Annotated in this window: 22 protein-coding genes; 13 read left to right on the forward strand and 9 right to left on the reverse strand. The window is 56.5% G+C overall.

Going from position 1 to position 18,889, the window contains the following annotated elements; translation table 11 throughout:
• The first annotated feature begins 13 nt into the window (after window positions 1-13).
• Both VMC84_RS05750 and VMC84_RS05755 read left to right on the forward strand, forming a co-directional pair.
• Window positions 14-1,663 carry a transglutaminase domain-containing protein gene (locus tag VMC84_RS05750; protein ID WP_325379012.1) on the forward strand — a complete coding sequence of 550 codons (1,650 nt, stop codon included), beginning with the start codon at window positions 14-16 and terminating at the stop codon, window positions 1,661-1,663.
• Window positions 1,642-2,124: a DUF2240 family protein gene (locus VMC84_RS05755; RefSeq protein WP_325379013.1), complete on the forward strand. Its 483-nt coding sequence runs from the start codon at window positions 1,642-1,644 to the stop codon at window positions 2,122-2,124. The genes VMC84_RS05750 and VMC84_RS05755 overlap by 22 nt, the downstream gene beginning before the upstream one ends.
• A gap of 35 nt (window positions 2,125-2,159) precedes the next feature.
• Here VMC84_RS05755 and VMC84_RS05760 read toward each other — a convergent pair whose 3' ends face one another.
• Window positions 2,160-3,158 carry a replication factor C small subunit gene (locus VMC84_RS05760; RefSeq protein ID WP_325379015.1) on the reverse strand — a complete coding sequence of 333 codons (999 nt, stop codon included), beginning with the start codon at window positions 3,156-3,158 and terminating at the stop codon, window positions 2,160-2,162.
• A 95-nt stretch (window positions 3,159-3,253) separates the two neighbouring features.
• Between VMC84_RS05760 and VMC84_RS05765 the strand changes: the two genes are divergently transcribed.
• The gene (locus VMC84_RS05765) at window positions 3,254-3,757 is read left to right on the forward strand and encodes a DUF6789 family protein (protein WP_325379017.1); all 504 of its coding nucleotides are present in this window, start codon (window positions 3,254-3,256) and stop codon (window positions 3,755-3,757) included.
• Between the two features lie 886 nt (window positions 3,758-4,643).
• Here the strand turns inward: VMC84_RS05765 and VMC84_RS05770 are convergent.
• Both VMC84_RS05770 and VMC84_RS05775 read right to left on the reverse strand, forming a co-directional pair.
• Entirely contained in the window at window positions 4,644-5,168 is a 525-nt protein-coding gene (locus VMC84_RS05770) for a VIT1/CCC1 transporter family protein (protein WP_325379019.1), read from the reverse strand.
• A gap of 23 nt (window positions 5,169-5,191) precedes the next feature.
• Window positions 5,192-5,482, reverse strand: coding sequence for a DUF211 domain-containing protein (locus VMC84_RS05775; protein ID WP_325379021.1), 291 nt, complete (start codon window positions 5,480-5,482; stop codon window positions 5,192-5,194).
• A 162-nt stretch (window positions 5,483-5,644) separates the two neighbouring features.
• Here VMC84_RS05775 and VMC84_RS05780 point away from each other — a divergent pair, with 162 nt between their 5' ends.
• The 8 genes from VMC84_RS05780 (at window position 5,645) to VMC84_RS05815 (ending at window position 12,267) form a co-directional block, all read left to right on the forward strand.
• On the forward strand, window positions 5,645-6,340 hold the full coding sequence (locus tag VMC84_RS05780) for a phosphoribosyltransferase (protein WP_325379023.1): 696 nt from the start codon (window positions 5,645-5,647) through the stop codon (window positions 6,338-6,340).
• A gap of 9 nt (window positions 6,341-6,349) precedes the next feature.
• Window positions 6,350-7,195, forward strand: coding sequence for an S-methyl-5'-thioadenosine phosphorylase (mtnP, locus tag VMC84_RS05785; protein WP_325379025.1), 846 nt, complete (start codon window positions 6,350-6,352; stop codon window positions 7,193-7,195).
• A 12-nt stretch (window positions 7,196-7,207) separates the two neighbouring features.
• On the forward strand, window positions 7,208-7,684 hold the full coding sequence (locus tag VMC84_RS05790; RefSeq protein WP_325379027.1) for a hypothetical protein: 477 nt from the start codon (window positions 7,208-7,210) through the stop codon (window positions 7,682-7,684).
• 56 nt (window positions 7,685-7,740) lie between these two features.
• Window positions 7,741-8,811, forward strand: coding sequence for a radical SAM protein (locus tag VMC84_RS05795; RefSeq protein WP_325379029.1), 1,071 nt, complete (start codon window positions 7,741-7,743; stop codon window positions 8,809-8,811).
• A complete protein-coding gene (locus VMC84_RS05800) occupies window positions 8,789-9,112 on the forward strand; it encodes a DUF2551 domain-containing protein (RefSeq protein ID WP_349256747.1) in 324 nt (107 codons plus the stop codon). The genes VMC84_RS05795 and VMC84_RS05800 overlap by 23 nt, the downstream gene beginning before the upstream one ends.
• Window positions 9,113-9,225: 113 nt before the next feature.
• Window positions 9,226-10,107 (forward strand): polyprenyl diphosphate synthase, encoded by an 882-nt coding sequence (uppS, locus tag VMC84_RS05805; protein WP_325379033.1) that lies wholly within the window; start codon window positions 9,226-9,228, stop codon window positions 10,105-10,107.
• Between the two features lie 59 nt (window positions 10,108-10,166).
• Window positions 10,167-11,456 carry an Nre family DNA repair protein gene (locus VMC84_RS05810; RefSeq protein ID WP_325379035.1) on the forward strand — a complete coding sequence of 430 codons (1,290 nt, stop codon included), beginning with the start codon at window positions 10,167-10,169 and terminating at the stop codon, window positions 11,454-11,456.
• Between the two features lie 4 nt (window positions 11,457-11,460).
• Window positions 11,461-12,267 carry an SPL family radical SAM protein gene (locus tag VMC84_RS05815; RefSeq protein ID WP_325379036.1) on the forward strand — a complete coding sequence of 269 codons (807 nt, stop codon included), beginning with the start codon at window positions 11,461-11,463 and terminating at the stop codon, window positions 12,265-12,267.
• A gap of 127 nt (window positions 12,268-12,394) precedes the next feature.
• Here VMC84_RS05815 and VMC84_RS05820 read toward each other — a convergent pair whose 3' ends face one another.
• The 3 genes from VMC84_RS05820 to VMC84_RS05830 all read right to left on the reverse strand — a co-directional run bounded on the left by VMC84_RS05820 (window position 12,395) and on the right by VMC84_RS05830 (window position 14,397).
• Window positions 12,395-12,625: a DUF2769 domain-containing protein gene (locus VMC84_RS05820; RefSeq protein WP_325379037.1), complete on the reverse strand. Its 231-nt coding sequence runs from the start codon at window positions 12,623-12,625 to the stop codon at window positions 12,395-12,397.
• A 188-nt stretch (window positions 12,626-12,813) separates the two neighbouring features.
• A complete protein-coding gene (locus VMC84_RS05825) occupies window positions 12,814-14,085 on the reverse strand; it encodes an MFS transporter (RefSeq protein WP_325379038.1) in 1,272 nt (423 codons plus the stop codon).
• A 147-nt stretch (window positions 14,086-14,232) separates the two neighbouring features.
• On the reverse strand, window positions 14,233-14,397 hold the full coding sequence (locus tag VMC84_RS05830) for a hypothetical protein (protein ID WP_012900561.1): 165 nt from the start codon (window positions 14,395-14,397) through the stop codon (window positions 14,233-14,235).
• Window positions 14,398-14,764: 367 nt separating this feature from the next.
• Here VMC84_RS05830 and VMC84_RS05835 point away from each other — a divergent pair, with 367 nt between their 5' ends.
• Window positions 14,765-15,424, forward strand: coding sequence for a DUF2284 domain-containing protein (locus VMC84_RS05835; protein ID WP_325379039.1), 660 nt, complete (start codon window positions 14,765-14,767; stop codon window positions 15,422-15,424).
• Window positions 15,425-15,535: 111 nt separating this feature from the next.
• Here VMC84_RS05835 and VMC84_RS05840 read toward each other — a convergent pair whose 3' ends face one another.
• Genes VMC84_RS05840 through VMC84_RS05850 form a run of 3 tightly spaced genes read right to left on the reverse strand, consistent with a single transcriptional unit; the run spans window position 15,536 to window position 18,158 of the window.
• The gene (locus tag VMC84_RS05840) at window positions 15,536-15,973 is read right to left on the reverse strand and encodes a universal stress protein (protein WP_325379040.1); all 438 of its coding nucleotides are present in this window, start codon (window positions 15,971-15,973) and stop codon (window positions 15,536-15,538) included.
• Between the two features lie 48 nt (window positions 15,974-16,021).
• On the reverse strand, window positions 16,022-17,758 hold the full coding sequence (locus tag VMC84_RS05845) for an MFS transporter (RefSeq protein ID WP_349256748.1): 1,737 nt from the start codon (window positions 17,756-17,758) through the stop codon (window positions 16,022-16,024).
• A gap of 46 nt (window positions 17,759-17,804) precedes the next feature.
• Window positions 17,805-18,158, reverse strand: coding sequence for a PadR family transcriptional regulator (locus VMC84_RS05850; RefSeq protein WP_325379042.1), 354 nt, complete (start codon window positions 18,156-18,158; stop codon window positions 17,805-17,807).
• An 84-nt stretch (window positions 18,159-18,242) separates the two neighbouring features.
• Here VMC84_RS05850 and VMC84_RS05855 point away from each other — a divergent pair.
• Window positions 18,243-18,889 (forward strand): SDR family oxidoreductase (locus VMC84_RS05855; protein ID WP_325379044.1); only part of this gene is annotated, 647 nt, incomplete at its 3' end.

The following is an 18,889-nucleotide window of genomic DNA, read 5'->3' on the forward strand; positions in this document are numbered from 1 at the left end:
GGAGGGCTGCGCGGTGCCGCCTAAGCGTATTCACCACCAGATGGCAGGCGCCATACTTACCGTTCTCATTATTGCATGTCTTCTGATCAGCTATATGATAAGCGCCGCTAATGCGGAAACGTATGTTTTCGACGGCAGCGCCCGGTCCCAGGCCAGGATCACGCAGACGACGACCATTACGGTCTCGGGCCTGAACCCCGCCTCGATACCGAATGGGTCGAAGATATACTATAACGCGTCATACCCCTCCACGTTAAGCGACGGGGGCTATTCCATCGGCGCCTCCGGCGTCCAGATCTCCGCCAGCCCGGCGCCGTCATCGATCTCCGGAATGATGACCGACCATTACGGGAACGCATATAAGCAGCTCGTCTGGGACATTAATTCGAGCACCAGCTCGACGCTGACGCTGGTCGTCACGACGCGCTTCAACGCCGATATATCGGAGGACATGAGCCCGCTATCCTACGAGGACACCCTCGGTACTATATCCTACCCTGATTATATCTCACAATATCTATTGCCCACGAGCATGGTGCAGTCCGATGACCAGAGGATCGTAGACAAGAAAAACTCCCTAATATCGGGCGTTACTTCCGAGGCCGAAGCCGTGGATAACATCATCAACTTCGTCAAGGCCAGCATTCCGGACCAGGACTCGAACGTGGCCAAGGATGCCCTGTCTTCGCTCAGCAGCTCGAAGGGTAACTGTGTAAACCGCGCCCATCTGGCCCTGGCGCTGCTCCGTAGCGCGGGCATACCTGCCCGCTGTGTCGGCGGAATAATCTATGGAAATAAGTATTCCGTATCCTATAATGTCAACGGCGGGATGGCGACGACCGAGATCGGCTGGGGCGACGGCTCGCATGTCTGGATCGAGGTCTACTACCCCGACGAAGGTGTCTGGGTCCCATATGACCCGGATATGGATAAGGGGTTCGTCGATACCCGGCACATTAAATATACGGTCTCTCAGGATCAGGATACGAATGCCGCGACACGGGGCGATGTAGGTCTGCTAAACGTAAACGGGGCGACTTCCTCGGTGACCTTTAACACGGGCGTCTCGGCCGCAAACCTCCAGGATTCCATATCGCTGCACTATCGCTATACGAAGCAATCCCCGCCCCAGGGCATATTCATGATCGCACGCGAGCTGCGCTCGTCCACGGCCCCGACGCTCACGCCGACCCCGACGGTCTCTCCCACGCCGAAGCCGAACAATACAACGGTGACACCTACTGTCACGATAAAGCCCGGCTCGAGCGTGACTCCCACCATATCCCTATCGCCGGTAGATTCAACAAAACATAACGTCACGGGCGTTATCGTCGACGCTTCCACCGGGTCGCCCGTCCGGGGCGCGACCGTTCTCCTGGACACGATACAGATATCGGCCAGCGACGAGGGGAAATTCGCGTTCCAGTACGCCGTTTCAAGCGGCTCGTACGTGCTTACCGTGAGCGCCCCGGGCTATATGACCGAGAAGCAGGTGCTCATGCCCAATAACGCCGATATCGACGTGAAGGTCAAGATAGTGCCGCTCGCGGACACGGCGGCGTCGTCGACGCCGACGGCCAAACTGTCCCCGGCGGTCGATGTTCTGTTGTCTCTGGCTGCGCTGGCCGGCGGCATGCTTTTATGGAGGAAACGAGGGCTTTGAGCGACCTTGAGCTGGCCGTTGCCCGCGCTTTCCAGCTGCGAGGCAAGTCACGGCTGAACCGCACCGAGTTCACGTTTGCCCTGGCCTATGAGCTCAAGTGGTTCACTCCCGAGGAGAGCAAGGAAGTGCTGGAGGCCGCTTTAAAGCAGGGCGTGCTCAAGGAGACGGGCGACAGGCTCGTGCCCGCGTTCAATGTAAAGGGCGTCGTCGTGCCTCCCGACTTTAAGCCCGGAAAGGACATCCTTGAAGAGAAAAGTCTTTTTGACCGCACCCTTGACCTGCTGGTGTCCGCGGGCATTGACCGGGTCGCGGCCCTGGAATTGATCGGGCAAAAGCAAAAAGAATACGGGGGCCTTGTGACGCCCGAGGCGGCCGCCCTCATCATCGCCAGGGAGAAAAAGCTCAACGTCGAGCCCTACATCGATGAAGCGTATAAGGAAATAATTCAAGAGAAAAAGTAATGCCGTGTTCTTGCTCGCACAGCCCTCCGGAAAAATTACTTTTTCATCGCCTCGCCGTGCATCTTGAAGTGCGCCAGAAGCGCTTCGACCTGGATACGCTCATTCGCACCCTCGGTCAGGCGGAAGTCGGCCTCGCCGATGCGGTCCACCAGCGCCACCAGAACTTCCTCATTCAACCCGAGCGAGAACATGGAGGCGTAGATCTGGTCGATGATATCGCTGCCGGACAGGCCATATTTTATTAGCAGGTCGTCGAGCATGTTGCGGGCGTCCATGAACTGGCCGTTGAGCGCCAGCTTCAGCATATCCTCGATCTCCTTCGGCCGCGCCGTGCTCGTCGTCTCATAGACGGTCTCGGCGGTTATCTCCTTCGAAACGGTGGACGCGGACTGCAAAGCGTTTATGGCCCGTCTCATATCTCCCCGTGCGACGTAAACGACGGCGTCCATGCCGTCCTTCGTGATCTTAATGCCCTCGCCCTTCTCGATGCGCCGGATCATCACGTCAATATCCTTAGGGCTTTGCGGGCCGAACCGGTAAACGGCGCACCGGGACTGGATGGGCTCGATGATCTTGGACGAGTAGTTACAGGAAATGACAAACCTGCAGGTCGCCGTATAGCGCTCCATGGTCCGCCGCAGCGCGGACTGGGCGTCGGACGTCAACGCATCCGCCTCGTCCAAAAAGATGATCTTGAACCTGGCTTCCCCGAGCGGCGCTGTGCGCGCAAAATTCTTGATATTGTTACGGACGACGTCGATGCCCCTCTCGTCGGAGGCGTTGAGCTCGGTAAAATTATTCTGCCAGGTGTCGCCGAACATGTCCCTGGCCAGCGCGATAGCGCAGGCGGTCTTGCCAACGCCCGGCGGCCCGGAGAACAAAAGGTGGGGCAGGTTACCCGTCTTCACGTAGGACTTCAGCCTCCGGACTATCTGCTCCTGCCCGATGACCTCGTCGAGCGTCTTCGGCCTGTATTTCTCTGTCCATACATCGTCCGATGCCATCTTGATAACTTCCACCACTATAATGGTCATTCTACGCTTTAAATTTTCTTTAGCTCTGTGGATATTGCGGCCAAACATTATGAAAAGAGAAATGAAATTATCATGCAGCAGGTGGAGGTATATAAATGGCAGCAAGAGACATTACGGATGGGGCGATAGCGGGGGCCGTTACGGGGCTCATTATTGGCTTATTGACTATCATACTGGGTGCTATCGGCCTGGCGTCCATCGGACAGTATATTAACATCAATAACGTGCTGGGCGGCATCCTGCCCGGCGTGAGCGGAGCGGGGCTGACGATCTCGGCTTCGATGGTACTGCTGATATTCTTAACCATCGTCGGCCTCATACTGGGCATCGTCTTCGGCGCCCTGTACGAGCGTATACCAACGACCAGCGCCATTTCCAAAGGCGTTGTCTTCATGGTGGTGCTATGGGTCATCTTCGGGCTGTTGATCCCGCTCATCCTGGGCATGGGCGCCGGAGCGCGTGCGGCCGGTATCACTTTCGCGAGCATCGTCACATCGTTCATCGCGTCCATCATCTGGGGCGCGCTCCTGGGTGCTGTCTTTACCTGGGTGGCGCGGCGCGCGGCGGCTCCGACGAGGCCCGTGGTCAGGACACCTTAAAATTGAAGAAAGGTCGGCTCTCGGGCCGGCCGCTTTTATATTTATGTTTTCCAAGGCTCTCAAAAAAAGATAAGTTACTCTAGACGGTTTCAGCCTCAAAGTGGCTCTAAGCTGGCTCTGAGTTCTCTAAGACTAATTAAAAATCGTTGGTGCGGCCTGGTGTAAACCTGGTGTGGTTGAGACTACAGTTGCTCTCAAGCGGCACCAGGATTACACCAGGGGCGGCACTAACTTATTTGAAAATATTTGCTGTGTTGAATTACTCCCGTATTTTAAGCTTTTTAATGGCACTGAGGACACTATTTTTCACCACAAATGCGAGTGGTTCCGTGTTTGTTTAGTGGTCCTCTGCTCTATTTTCCACTTTCGTACTGCCCGTCGGTTTTTCACCACGAAACCACGAATTCTTTTATATCCCACGTAAGGGCACTAAAACACCAAGGCTCATGCCTGGCGCTTAAAACACGAAACAACCTCCCGAATGAACACTAAAACACTAAAGGATTGAAACACGAGAACGGCATGAACTTAATGCTTTCTCTAGTGTTTCAATTAATTTAGTGAGGTTCGTGCCATTCGAGAAGTTGTTTGGTGTTTTGACGTGAAAGCATCCATCTTAGTGTGGTTCGTGCCCCCTTACGTGGGACTAGAAAAGAATTCGTGTTTTCGTGTTGAAAAACCGGACAAATCAGCGAACCAAACAAACAAAGGACGAACGACCACAAAACAAACACGGAACAACCGGTCTTTGTGGTGAAAAATAGTGCCTCCGTACACTCCGAGACTTAAAAGGGCATATTCAACAAAGCAAAAATATTTAATAATGTCTTCGAGCCACTTCGTGGCTGAAACAGTCTTAGGGCATTCTTAGGAGGTTTAGAGGAGCTTAAGGGCTCAGGTGTAGCATGCTGCAAACGACGACGACGATGACGCCGAGGGCGACCATGCGGACTATTGATGTGATATAGCTCTGCCGGGAGATCCGCCCGGAAAACAAGCCCAGGACCACGAGCGATGCCAGTGCCAGGGCGACTGAAAGATAAATTGCGATGCCATCACTGGCAAAGACGAAGGGCAGGATGGGGATTAGCGAGCCGAAGAAGCTGGAACTGCCGGACAGGAAGGAATCGATCAGGATATTCCGCTTCGTCAGCTTCTCGATCTTCGTATGCCTCAGGTCCTGCAACAGGGCCTGCTCAACGTCGGAAAGCCTGCCGTATTCGACGGCCGTTTCCGCCAGGTAGGAGCCGATGCCGTTGGTCAGGCAGAGCGCGATGCCGCCGCCGAGGGCGGCCTTGAGGATCACGCCCGGGTCTAGCGTGGCGGAGGATAGGCCTATGATGATGCCCAGGACGGCCAGGATCCCGTCGATGCTGCCGAGGATGATGTAACGGCCCCTCTCGCTTTCCATTAATATTGCCATAATGCTCGGGATTAGCGATCCTGCAGCGTCTCGACCTCTTCCACGAGCTTGATGCCCGCGGCGACCTCATCGATGCTGTGGATGACGGCGCCCATGTCCTCGATAACGCGCTCTAGCTCGTCGAAATCGATGTTGACGCCTTCCACCGTGATCTTGATATTCTCCGTCTGCGTGTCGACCTCATAAAGGCTTAAGTTCACGCCGTTCACGTGCTTCAGCGCGGCGATCGCCTTTGCCAGCTCCAGGATCGACGGCTGGTGCGGCTTAAGCACGTCCAGTACCAATCGTTTAATGCCAGTCATTTCTTATCATTCTGTAATTCTATTATATTACCTGACATACAAACTTTATCCTACGTATATGAAGTTTTACCATATACGGGCGTACTGGCATCGGGCCGTATAGTCTTAAATATCTTTAAGACTTATCATGTTGATGCAATTCGCAGTTATGCTGGTGACCGAATGTCGCTTCCTGAAAACTTCAAATGTGTTGTTACTAACTGGGATTATATCTATCGCCTGTGTCGTAAGATATCCAAGGACGTACGGAGCTCGGGCTACAAGCCCGACGTCATAATGGCCCTGGCCCGGGGCGGCTGGTTCGCCGGCCGGGTCTTATGTGACTTTTTAAACCTGAACGATCTCATAAGCCTGAAGATCGAGCATTACACGGGTACGGCTAACGCCGGCAGCGGGCCGCGCATCCGGTATTCCATCGACGAGAACATGATCAAGGACAAGAACGTGCTCATCGTCGACGATATCTCGGATACCGGCAAGAGTATGACGTTCGCGAAGGAATACGTCTCGAAGTACAGCCCGAAAGAGGTCCGTACGGCGACGCTGCAGCACCTGATGTGCTCGCAGTCGAAAGCCGACTATATCGGCGAGCTCCTGGATGAGTGGGCCTGGGTCATCTTCCCGTGGAACTTCATGGAGGATATGTGCGACATCACGGGCCAGGTCATGTCGAAAGACACGCTAAAGGTCTGGACGATAGACGACATTAAGCTGGGCCTCAAGAAGTATCACCAGATCGAGCCGACGTACTTTGAGATTACGCAGCCCGGGCGCCTGGACGAGATACTCGAGGAGATGGAGTACCGCGGCGTGATCCGTAAGCTCGGCGGCGGCGTCTGGGAACCGGTCAGGCACTGAGGTATCCTCATGGTCAGGATTGGTATCATCGGAGGGAGCGGTATTTATGACCCCTCTATGTTCGATCACATAGAAGAAAAAAAGCTGAATACGCCATTCGGCCAGCCGAGCGACTCCTTCATCATCGGCTCGATGAACGGCGTGGACGCCGTCTTCCTGTCCAGGCACGGAAGGGGGCACCGCTATTCACCTACGGACCTGAACTACCGCGCCAACATCTTCGGCATGAAAATGCTCGGCGTCACCCACATCGTATCCGTATCGGCCGTCGGAAGCCTTAAGGAGAGCCTTAAGCCGCTGGACATCGTGGTCCCGGACCAGGTATACGACCGCACGGCCAGGCGCGCATCCACGTTTTTCGAGGGCGGCATCGTCGCGCACATCGGCATGGCCGACCCATTCTGTCCTGCTCTTAATAAGATTCTCTTCGAGACGGCTTCGGAAAAGTATCCGGCTCACAAGGGCGGAACCTACCTGTGCATGGAGGGCCCCCAGTTCTCGACAAGGGCCGAATCAGGTATCTACAGGAAACTCGGCTTCGATATCATAGGCATGACCGCGATGCCCGAGGCCAAGCTGGCCCGGGAAGCGGAGATCTGCTTCAGCATTCTGGCCACTATTACCGATTACGACGTCTGGTATGAGGATCCCGTCTCCATCGGCCAGGTCATCGAGACGGCCGCGAAGAACGAGGAGGCCGTCAAGGGCATCCTCCGAAGGGCCGTCGGCCGCATAGCCGACGCGGACTGCCCGTGCCGGCACGCCCTGGAGGGCGCCATCGCGACCAGCCCCGACGCCATCCCGGAGAAAGTGAGGCGTGACCTGGGGCTGTTGATCGACCCTTACATCAAATGATGGCATGATACCATGACCGTTGAACTCGAGCCGAAGACCGACACGACGCTGTACATCATCGAGCGTTTAGATAAGGACGCACGGCTAACCTGTACCATCGGCAAGATCACGGTCAACTTGAAAAAAGGCCTGGACAAGGACATACTCGCGAAGATCCTACTCTCGCTTTCCCGGGTCGACTCGAACATCGCCTACGAGTACGAGACGATGTGCCAGTACGGCGATATCAACCGCCTGCGGCTGGAAGACTATATCGTGGTCTCCTACTCGAAGACCGGCCCGTCCGGATACAAGACTATCTTCAGCGTGCCCTTCTCGCGCCGCAAGGCGCTGCGCCGCCTGGCAATAACTATATCGGAACGCCTTGCGTCGGCGGACATGGACCTCTCCCTCCTCTGGGATGGCAACCCCTCGAAGATCGGCCAGCTTTCCGAAGAGCTGCAGGACGACTGGAAGCTGCAGGTGATCGAGGCGAACAAGGAAAGCTGACGCTATTCTAAAATAAGAATGTATTTATGGGTATAGTCGCCATGAAATCCTCGTCCATGAAAATAAGCGAGGCCGACGAGACGGGCTCAATGTACACGAAACTGTGCAGAGGGTGCCGGCTCTGCATGAAGGGCGCGAAGCTGGTACTGTTCGTTACGGGAGCATGCGCCAGGGATTGCTTTTACTGTCCCCTCTCCGAGGCGCGCAAGGGCCGGGACGACGTCTATGCAAACGAGCGGCGCGTCCTGTCCGACGAGGACGTCATCGCCGAAGCGAAGCGCATGCGGGCGCTGGGAACGGGCATAACGGGCGGCGAGCCCCTGCTGAAGCTCGAGAGGACGCTCCATTATATTCGATTACTCAAGGCGAAATTCGGCGACCGCCACCACATACACCTCTACACGGGCATCGCCCCGCCCGACTCCATCCTGAAAAGGCTCCGGGACGCCGGCCTGGACGAGATCCGGTTCCACCCGCCCGTTGAGGACTGGGACCGCTTTAGAGAGACGTCGTTCTTCCATGCATTAAAGCGCTCGAAGGGGCTGGGGATGGACGCGGGCGTCGAGATCCCCTCCATCCGGCCTGTGCCGCAGATGGCGGAAGCCGTACGGGAGGCCGGCGGATTTCTCAATGTCAATGAGCTCGAGTTCTCGGACACGAACTCCGCGGCCCTGAAGAAAAAAGGCTACCGGCTCCGGGACGATATATCGAACGCCGTACTGGGGAGCGAAAAAACAGGGCACGAGATAGTTTTAAATAATATAGCCTATACTAGGTATTGCTCGTCACGCTTTAAGGACGCTGTCCAGTTACGCGAGCGGCTTAAGCGTATCGCACGACATACTGTGAGGCCCTTTGACGAGATAAGCGCTGATGGAACAATTATATACGGGGAAATAGAAGGTAATATTACGGATGCGCTTCGGATCCTGAAAGGCTCGAATATCCCCCGGCGCATGTATCGTTCATACGGCGGCCGCATTGAGACCGCATGGTGGCTCCTTGAAGAAACCGGAGGCCTGTGTGCCGTCGCACGCTGCTCCATCGTGGAGCGCTACCCGCTTGATAACGGGCTTGTCGTAGAAAGGATACCATTACGATCATCTGGAAGTGGTGACTCTGAATAGCTCTGAAGACGAACTGGTGCTCGCCCGCATCAAAGATTACCTGAGCCGGGATAAGGACGGCAGAAGGAAGGCAGTTTTACAGATATTCCTGGAGGGCGGCCCCTACGAGACGAAGGATATCGACGAAAAGCTCAGGGAGCAGAATTTCGACGTGAAGAATAAGGGAACACCGGCAATGGTCGGCCTGATGGGCTCGAAGACCGGCATCCTCAGCGTCGACGTCACCGGCGACCACAACATGTACTCGATCAAGGAAAAATACAAGAGGCTCGTCAAAGCCGCTCTCGAAGAGACGAGCTAAGTATCCTCTTTATGAATAGTATCAAGTCTTTTTTATGGGACCTTTCGACAGGCTGGTACGAGCATATCCCGATAATATATAGCTGGTACGAGCTTTTCCTCAAAAATGAAGTTTTGAAGCATCCAATACCCCGGCACGTGGCCATAATCCAGGACGGGAACCGCCGCTACGCAAAGCGCCTGGGCAAAACGGTCGAGCAGGGCCATATATACGGCGCAGACACGACGGAAAAGGTGCTCGACTGGTGTGTAGAGCTGGGCATTAAACAGCTTACGCTGTACGCGTTCTCGACGGAGAACTTCAAGCGCCCCGCGCAGGAGAAAAATGCCCTTTTCGGGCTCTTCAAGCAATTTGCCCGTAAGGCACGGGAAAGTAAAAAGACGCACGAGTCTAAGCTCCGGATACGCCCGGTCGGGGACATCTCGATGCTGCCCCGGGACGTGAAGGACGAGATCGCCCTCACCGAGGCGGCGACTGCCGGCTACGACCGGTTCTACCTGAACGTCGCCGTCGCCTACGGGGGCCGTCAGGAGATCGTCGATGGCGCCCGAAAGATGGCGAAAGAGGTGGAAAGCGGCTCCCTTGCGCCCGAAAGCATCACCGAGGAGATGGTGGACAGGTACCTGTATTTCGGCAGCGAGCCGCGCTCCCAGGTGGACCTGATTATCCGTACCGGAGGCGACGAGCGGACATCGAATTTCCTGCCCTGGCAGGCCAGTGGCAACGAGTCCGCCATATATATCGCCGCGCCATACTGGCCCGAGTTCCGCAAGATCGACTTCATCCGGGCCGTCAGGGCCTATCAGAGCCGTGAGCGGGAGCACCGGGTCAAGCTGGCGGTCAGCATGCTGAGGATGAAGCGTCAGAACGGCGGCATAGACCGGGAAGGACTGCGCAAGAGCCTGATGGACGCGCTCGGCATCGGGAGCATCGAGGCTGAAACGATCCTCGGAAATCCGCTCGTCCAGCGCGAACTCGCAAAGAGCGGCACCTGAATACTTTCATGCCGCTTTGAATGGTTTTATATGCGGCCATCGTCTATTTTTTATAAGACATGGAGAGCACCATGACCGCACCCGGGAATGAGCTGTTTAACCGTCCGGTAAGCGCAGGCTATTTAGGGGAGCGGGAACGGTCGCTTTGCGTCGAGTGCAAGGGTACGAAGATGCTCTGCGCCAAGACGCGATGCCCATTGCTTGTAAAATATTATGCGGCCGCTAAGCAAAAGCGGTCCATCGACACCACTTCGCTCTTCGGCTCGGCACCGGGCGTCTTCGTAGGCCGCTATGGGTACCCTGCCGTTTCTATCGGCCCGCTGGTGCCGCCCATCGTAGGCGATACTTCCGAGATGGACACGCCCGAGCAGTGGATCGGCAAAACGATCGACGACATCGTGGGCATGCGGAGCGCACTGGTCAGGGGCCTGGCGACGGTCAACGTGAAAAAGCCCGAGAAGGCCGAGAAGCTCGTTAACGACCTGCAGCTTCTCTCGATGGCCGAGAAGCCCATCGATACCAGCGCCGAGTTCTTTAAAAAGCCCTCCGGGCGCATCGAGCTGGACGACGAAGTGCAGCCCTTCGGCCCCTCCGCGCCCCTGAAAAAGATGGAGATCGGCAACTTCCGGCTCGACGACCGCATCGAGAAGGCGTTCTACGATAAGGACTTAATGGCCAGAGATGCAGTGCTGGGGCTTTACCACGATAATACTCTCGTGACGCGCATCCAGCGGGCCTTCAGCATGGGCGCCTTCGGCGCGAAAAAGACCCGCCGGCTCGTCCCTACCCGGCAAAGCATCACGGCCGTGGACAGCATCATAGGCGAGACGCTGGTCGAGGAGGTCAAGCGTCTCCCGCTCATCAGCGAGTACCGCGTATTCGAGAGCTGGCAGCTGGATAACCGCTTTATCGTCTTAATGGCGCCCGAGCCCTGGAGCTACGAGCTCGTCGAGGCCTGGTACCCGGACACTATCTGGAACCCGGCGGGCCGGGACATCATGATCATATCGGACCACGAGCTGAGCGGCGGCCGGACGACATACGCGAGGATCGGCGGCTGCTACTATGCGGCCCGGCTGGCGACATCCGAGTATCTATTAAAGGAAAAGCGTCAGGCGAAGGTGGTCATACTCCGGGAGGCCCATTCAGGATACATCATGCCCGTGGGCGTCTGGAACGTCAGGGAGAACGTCCGCAACGCCCTTCGGGGTCCATATAGTTCGTTCAGCTCGCTCGAAGCCGCGCTTAATTATATACAGAGCCGCTTTGATATCCCCATAAAGCGCTGGACGCTCAATAGCTTCGTATTAAAGGACAGCCGCTTCCAGAGGCGGCTGACGGATTTCTGAGACCATGATTTACCGGGAAATAAGCTGTAAGTCGGCATTAAGTAAGTCGGGACTGCCAGGATTAGACTATACACTAAACCCGTATATGGGCTGCGGCCACGCATGTATCTATTGTTATGCGCCCGCGACTCTCAGGTATTCCGGCCCCGAAGCCTGGGGAACGTTCGTCAACACAAAAGTGGATATACCCCGCATCCTCGAAAAGGAGATCCGGACGAAAAAGCGCGGAGTGATCGGCATCAGCACGGTCACGGACCCGTATCAGCCTCTCGAGGCTAAGCTAAAGCTCACGCGAAGCTGCCTTGAGGTGCTCCGGGCGAAGGATTTTCCCGTGTGTGTCCAGACAAAGTCGGCACTTGTGCTACGCGATATAGATATTCTCCAGGGCTTTCGGGAAAAAGAAGTCGGCTTCACCATTACCACGCTGGACGACCGCCTGAGCGCCGTCATTGAGCCCGGGGCCTCCAAGCCCTGGGAGCGTCTGGACGCGTTGAGAAAAATTACGGATGAAGGCATCCCTGCATGGGCTTTCGTCGGCCCGATGGTACCCGGTATTATCGATAAAGTACAGCTTGAGGAGCTTTTAAAGGCTATAAAAGATGCCGGCGCCTCGCACGTCATGATCGACCGCCTGCGGCTCAAGCCCGGGATATGGGCCAGGATTGAGCCTCGCCTTAATGAGCAGGCGCCCGATATCGCAGATGCCTGCCGGAGCGCCCTCTTCAAAAATGATGGAACATTTGAGTCGCTACGGGCAGATGCGGCGGAAATATGCCGAGAGATTAAGCTTTCCTTCGAGTTGAATTATTAAAAATAGCCTTCTCCAACTTATTAATGTCGGATTACATTGCTATTGACGTATGCCTATGTGGTGAGAAACCAAAGGAATAATACTTGTAATCTAAAATATGGAGAGGGACCTTAAAAAAGAAGAAAATTCAATCGAGAAGAGTATCCAGATTGCCGTGGATACAGTAGTAGCCCCCGTCCAGGTTATGCTTCACAGCGACGGGACACATGCCACATTTGCACCCCTTTCTCGCCACGTTGCCCGTCAGGTTGCCCCGGGAGCAGAAGAGCAGCTTGCCGCCGCACTCCGTATAGCTGGGGCACGTACCGCAGAACTGCATGCATATGTTTTTATTATCTAAGCTGTTTTCAACGAACATATTCACACCCGACCATTAACAGCTTATTATTATTTATTTAATATATATAAAGTCGATTCTCTCCTGCAACGGTCCGAAGAGCATACAATAAGCCGGAAAAGGCCTTTTTCTCGTCCCATGTGCTTAACCTGTGAAGAATGTCTCGGGCCAGCGAGACGTTTGACAGGGTTAAAACAATACGACGCGCATTAAGCTTTCAAAGGCGCTTCCATCTCCTTTTCTTTTGCAGCTTCCCGTGAAGAGTTCATCCTGTCGGGGACGAAGCGCCTGAATCCCAGGAAGGCGACCGCGCATACCAGGAACATGGCCCCGACAACGACCCACAGCGCAGGGACGTTATTATTCATCGAGTCCTTCAGGACGCCGCCGAAGAGCGGCCCGATTGCCCACCCGATGTTCGACGTGAGGCCGCTGAAGCCGAAATACCGGCCGCGCATGCGCTCCGGCGACAGGTTCGCCTGCATGGTGGACGCCGCCGGGGACCAGATCATCTCCGCGGTCGTGATGATAGCCATGCCGATGAACGGCATGAAGAACCACGTTGAGACCGAGAGCAGAGAGAAGCCGAACGCAAAAATAACGGCGGACAGGGCCAGCATGGACGTCATGGGGTGGCGGCCGACCCGGACCGATACCGAGTACTGGAATAGGGCCACCATGAGGCCGCTGAGGGCGAACAGCACGCCGATCGAAAAGTTATCGAGGCCCACGTAGGACGACGCGTAGACCGAGAACAGCGTGTACATCTGCTGGTACGGGATGGTCATGAAGAGCATGATGAGGCAGAACATCAGGAACGGCCGGTCGCTCGCAACCGTAACGATGTCCCTCAGCCGGAACCGCTCCGGCCTGGTCTTCGGCATGGTATCCCGCAGTAAAAATACCGCGATGAGCAGGTACGTGAAGGTGGTCAGGCCGGTGATGAGAAAGAGATTCCCATAGGATGTGACCATGAGGAACGCGCCGCCCAGGACCGGCCCGACGACCCACCCAAGGTTCGAGCCTATACGCAGCAGGCCGTATGCCTCGACGAGCTCGCCGGCAGGAACGACGTCGGCGATCATGACGTCCGGTATGGCCCGGTAGAGCCCGCCGTTGAACGAGTTGAACGCCAGGGTGAGGATGAAGAGCGGGATGGCGACCTTAGTATCGATGGCCAGGCTGATGAGGAGATACGAGATGATCTGTAGGGCAAGGCCCGCTACGAGGAGCTTTTTTCTGCCATAGACGTCGCACAGAGCCCCGCCGGCATAGGCGGCCGCCGCGCCGACGATGGTCGTGATGAAATCGGCGATCCCCACCTGGGTCATGGACATTCCCAGGCTCTCGTACATGTAGATCGACATGAACGTCATCACGAGTGAGCTGCCCAGCACACCCACGATGGAAGCGCCGAAGAGCCCCCAGACCTGCCGGTCGAACTTCGATGCGAACGACCGGATGCCGAATATGTCCTCCATGGTACCCGGTCTATCCAAAAAGAGCTTCGCTTATAAATATTTACCCTGAGCTTACTGAAAATATATACGATAAAAGATCCTGGCGGCCCGTGGAGGACCGCCGAAGTAAAGGGCTTAAAAAAGCCATGGGCTTCTTTGAAGCCCCGCTTACTCGGACCTCTTTGCCCTGTTGATGAGATCCCTTACCTTCTGTCCGCCCTTGTGCCCGATCTGGACGTAAAAGTCGTGGCCATGGGTCCTCTTCGTGGTCTCTCCACCCTTCCTGCCAGCCTCTCTGACAGTCATATCTCCACGTTCTTCTCTTCTAGCCATAGGTATATCACCTAGTCAAACTTTAAGTTCCATGTTAATAGCATTAACCTGCGAAAATCGTATCATAGCCCCTGATTATGCCGAAGAATGCCAGCAGGGCTTCGAGGCTCTTGTAATTAGAATTTATCTTTAAAATGATGAATAATCGACTTTTTAATGTCATATCACTTTAATATGGCATAATACTAGATAGAAATCAATTTATTGCGCAATTATGGCCTTTTTACCGGTTTCGACCGCTATCCGGTTTCTTTCCCTCGTATACCGGGGGATCGGGATATTAAATAGTCGACCGGGAATAGCCCGGCCTTTATAGACATGCCCTCGGCGTAAATATTATAAGCCCTTCTTATATACATTATGTATTATGGCCCGGAAACAGGAGCAAATATCGAGCGCCGCGAAGCTCGAAAAAGACCTTAAGGCGATGGCTGGAAAGCGTAATGTGGAGTTGTGCCCGGTCGAGCCCGGCGACATCGTGGTGAGCGAGTGGGTGCGCTGGAAGTGCATGTTCGGCTGCAAGGGCTACGGCAAGCATCTGAGCTGTCCGCCCTATGTTCCGGGGCCCGAAGATACCAGGAAGATGCTGAAGGAATATCATAAGGCCTACATCATACACTTTAAGGGCATTCCGGGGATGAAAGAGATAGACCCTGATAAGGTGCCCGCGAACTGGCACGCTTTCCTCTCGGGGCTGATACTCTGGATCCACAATACAGTTTATGATATGGAGCAGTGCGCCTTCTACGCGGGCTATTATAAGGCGCTGGCCTTCGGGGCTTATCCCTGCTACTTCTGCGAGGACTGCGTGGCGGAGCAGGCGAAGGGCGTCGTAGACCTGAGCGTAAAGCGGGACTGCCGGCATGCGGAGAAGGTCCGGACCTCCATGGAGGCCGTGGGCATCGACGTGTTCGCCACGGTCCGGAAGCTCGGGCTTCCTATTGACGTGATCCCCTGCAAAAAGAACGAGTACGGGAAGTTCATGCATCCCGGGTTTAATTCCTACGGGCTGCTGCTCATCGAATGAGCGGGCAAAACAATTTTATTACTTCTGTTTTTTAGGCTTGCCAATAAGCCGGGCTCCATATGCTCTGAGCCTCCGGCAATTCGTCTCGAAAAGGTTAAGAAGCAAAAAAGATTAAACGGTACCCCGTACTATGAGTACAGGGCATGGCGATATGCGGATGACACTATCGGCGATGCTGCCGAGAAGCATCTCTTCGATGTTACTCTTTCCCAGCGTACCCATCACGATCAGGTCAACGCCGTTGTCCTTCGCGAACCTGGCGATGGTCTCGGTGGGGTGCCCCGGGAGAACGAACGTCTCGACCTGTAGCCCTTCCGCCGCCTTTTTCACCTGCCCGACCGCATTCTTGCCTTCCAGCTCCAGCAGCTGGTATATGTTCTCAGGCTCTGGCATCCCGCCTGTCCCGGCGAGCACCCGCGTGTCGATAACATAGAGCGCATAGACCTTTGACTCGTATAACCGGGCGAGGTCTATGCCCTTCTGCATGGCCGCCAGGGAGTATTGCGACCCGTCGGTCGCGATCAATATTTTGTTGAAAAGGTCAGACATAGTTCGAAATCTCCAAAAAAAGGGACCGGTAATGCCCGGCACCCGCATCTACTTCTTCGCCTCCGGCACGCCGGCCGTGGCCGTCATGCTGTTGGCGGGGCCGCTGGCTTCATGTACGTATTTCTCGCCTCGCATGGCCGACAGCACCGCCGCTATGCCCGAGAGTATGGCGCCGATGATGAACGATATCCGCAGCGACGGCATGAACGCATCGGCAAGCGTCCTCGGGAACCAGTCATGGCTATGTAGAACGGCCAGGACGTTCTGTGGTATGCTGCTGGCGACCGAAGCCGGCAGGGCGCTCAGGATCGCGTCGATCGGGTTATATCCCAGGAACGCCGAGAACAGCGCACCAGTCGGCGGTATGGCACCCAGCGCCGCCGCGAGCGGCCCAAGCTGCGCCGACCCCAGGCTGGCCAGGGAATTTTGTACGGCGGCCGGAAACGCGCTCTGGATGCCCACGATGATGATCGTAAAGAATATCGCCATGCTGGCCGTATTCGCCGAGTTCATCAGCGTGGACATCATGCCCGAGGCGACGCCCCGGTCCTGGGGCGGCACCGAGTTCATGATCGATGAGCTGTTCGGCGACGCGAACATGCCGCTGCCGCAGCCCATTAAGAATAAAAGTACGCCCAGCTGCCAGTACTCGAAGTCGAAGTTCAGCGTGGCCAGCCCTATGAAGCAGAGCGTCACGAGCGCCATGCCGCCCGTGGCGATCCACCGGGGGCCGTACTTATCCGAGAGTATGCCTGAGATGGGCCCCATCAGGATGAAGCCGATGGTCATGGGCAGCATGTAGATGCCCGCCCAGAATGGCGTATCCGCGTAAGCGTAGCCGTGAAGCGGAAGCCAGATGCCCTGCAGGAGCAGGATCAGCATGAACATGACGCCGCCCCGGGCGATGGCCGACGTGGTGCTGGCAAGGTTGGCGTACGCGAAGGACTTGATCTTGAACAAGTCGATGCGGAACATGGGGTACTTTACCCTGCTTTCGACGAGCGGGAAGGCGATCAGCAGCAGGATGCCGAGCACGATGGACCCGATGACCCACGGGCTGCTCCAGCCCATAGCATCGTTGCCGTAGGGCATCAGGCCATAGGTGATGCCGATCAAAAGGGACGTCAGCCCGCCGATGAAGATGAGGTTGCCGATATAGTCGATCCCCGTCTTCGCCGCGGGTATCGCCAGCTCCTTGAGCTTCCAGTAGGACCAGATCGTTCCCAGGATAGCGAAGGGCACGCTGATGAGGAAAACGTAGCGCCAGTGGTAGACGGCCAGGATGCCGCCCAGGATAAGGCCGATGAACTGGCCCGACATGACCGCGACCATGTTGATGCCGAGAGCCTTGCCCCTCTCGCTGGCCGGGAAGGCGTCGGTGATGATGGCCGCGCCGTTCGCCATGGTGAACGCGCCGCCCACCGCCTGGATCATGCGGAAGATGATCAGCTCCAGCGCGCCCTGCTCGCCGGTGCCCGGCGTCAGCCACAGCAGGATGGAGCCCACCGCGAAGATCAGGAAGCCCAGCTGGAAGAGCTTGACCCGGCCGTACATGTCGGCCAGCCGCCCGAGGCTCAGCAGCAGCGCGGCGGTGACGAGGCCGTAGCCCATCAATATCCACAGCAGGTACTGGAAGGCATCCGGGGCCATGGGGTTCAGCTGGATGCCTTTGAAGATCGCGGGCAGCGAGATCAGGATGATGCTGCCGTTGATGGTGCCCATGAGCGTGGCGAGGGTCACGCAGGACAGCGCTACCCACTTGTACGAGATGCCCTTCTTCGGCATCTCTTCGCCCGCCGTGTTCGTAACGTCGATGTTTTCACTCACTGTATTACCTTCCTCTTTCGTTTTCGCCGGCCTCTCCGGTCGCGAAGTCGATGGCCCGGGTCATCTCCACGAGCAGCTGTCGCTTTTTCGCCAGCATCTGCTCGAGCCCGAGCTCGCCCTTCGGGGTGATCGAGTAGACCTTCCTGCGCTCGATCTCTTCGCTGCGGATGATGCCATTCCTCTCGAGGCTTTCCAGGATCGGGTAGACGGAGCCGGCGCTCGGCGCCCACCGGCCGTCGGACCGCTGCTCGATGGTCTTGATGATGTCGTAGCCGTGGGTGGGCCTGTCCTTGATGATCTTCAGCACGATCAGCTTGAGAAAGATCCGCCGGACCTCGTTGTTCGTTTTATCTTCCACAATCCCACCTGGCTCATTGTCAGTCGTCTGACGATATATCGGTAGCTGATATAGTATTTATAGCTTGTCGCCGTTGGTGTGATCATGAAAACCAGCGGCAACACCGTACTGATCACGGGCGGCGCCACCGGCATCGGCCTGGCGCTGGCAGAGGAATTCGTCAGGGCAGGCAACGAGGTCCTCGTCTGCGGGCGGACCGGGGCGAGCCTGGCCAGCGCGAAGAAAAAGCTGCCGCAGATCCACGTGAAGCAATGCGACGTCTCGAAAGAGCCGGAGCGGGAAGCGCTGTACGCGTGGGCGGTCGCCAGCTTCCCCGGCCTCAGCGTCCTGGTGAACAACGCCGGCGTCCAGCGCATGATCGACTTCCGCAAGGGCACGGAAGACCTCCTCTGCCACCGGGCGGCCGACGGCGAGGACGAGATCGAGGTCAACTTCCGGGCGCTGGTGTACCTATCGGCGCTCTTCACACCTCATTTAATGAAGCAAAAGGACGCGGCGATCGTGAATGTCTCGTCGGGCCTGGCCTTCTATCCCATGGCCCCGATGCCGGTCTACTGCGCGACGAAGGCCGCGGTCCATACGTTCAGTCTCACGCTGAGGCAGCAGCTGGAAGGCACCTCAGTCAAGGTCTTCGAGCTCATCCCACCCATGGTCGACACGAACCTGGACAAGGGCGCCCGCAGGGCCCGGGGCCAGACGTACTTCGGCATCCCCGCGACCGCTGTCGCCCC

Source organism: Methanocella sp., assembly GCF_035506375.1.
Classification (GTDB): domain Archaea; phylum Halobacteriota; class Methanocellia; order Methanocellales; family Methanocellaceae; genus Methanocella.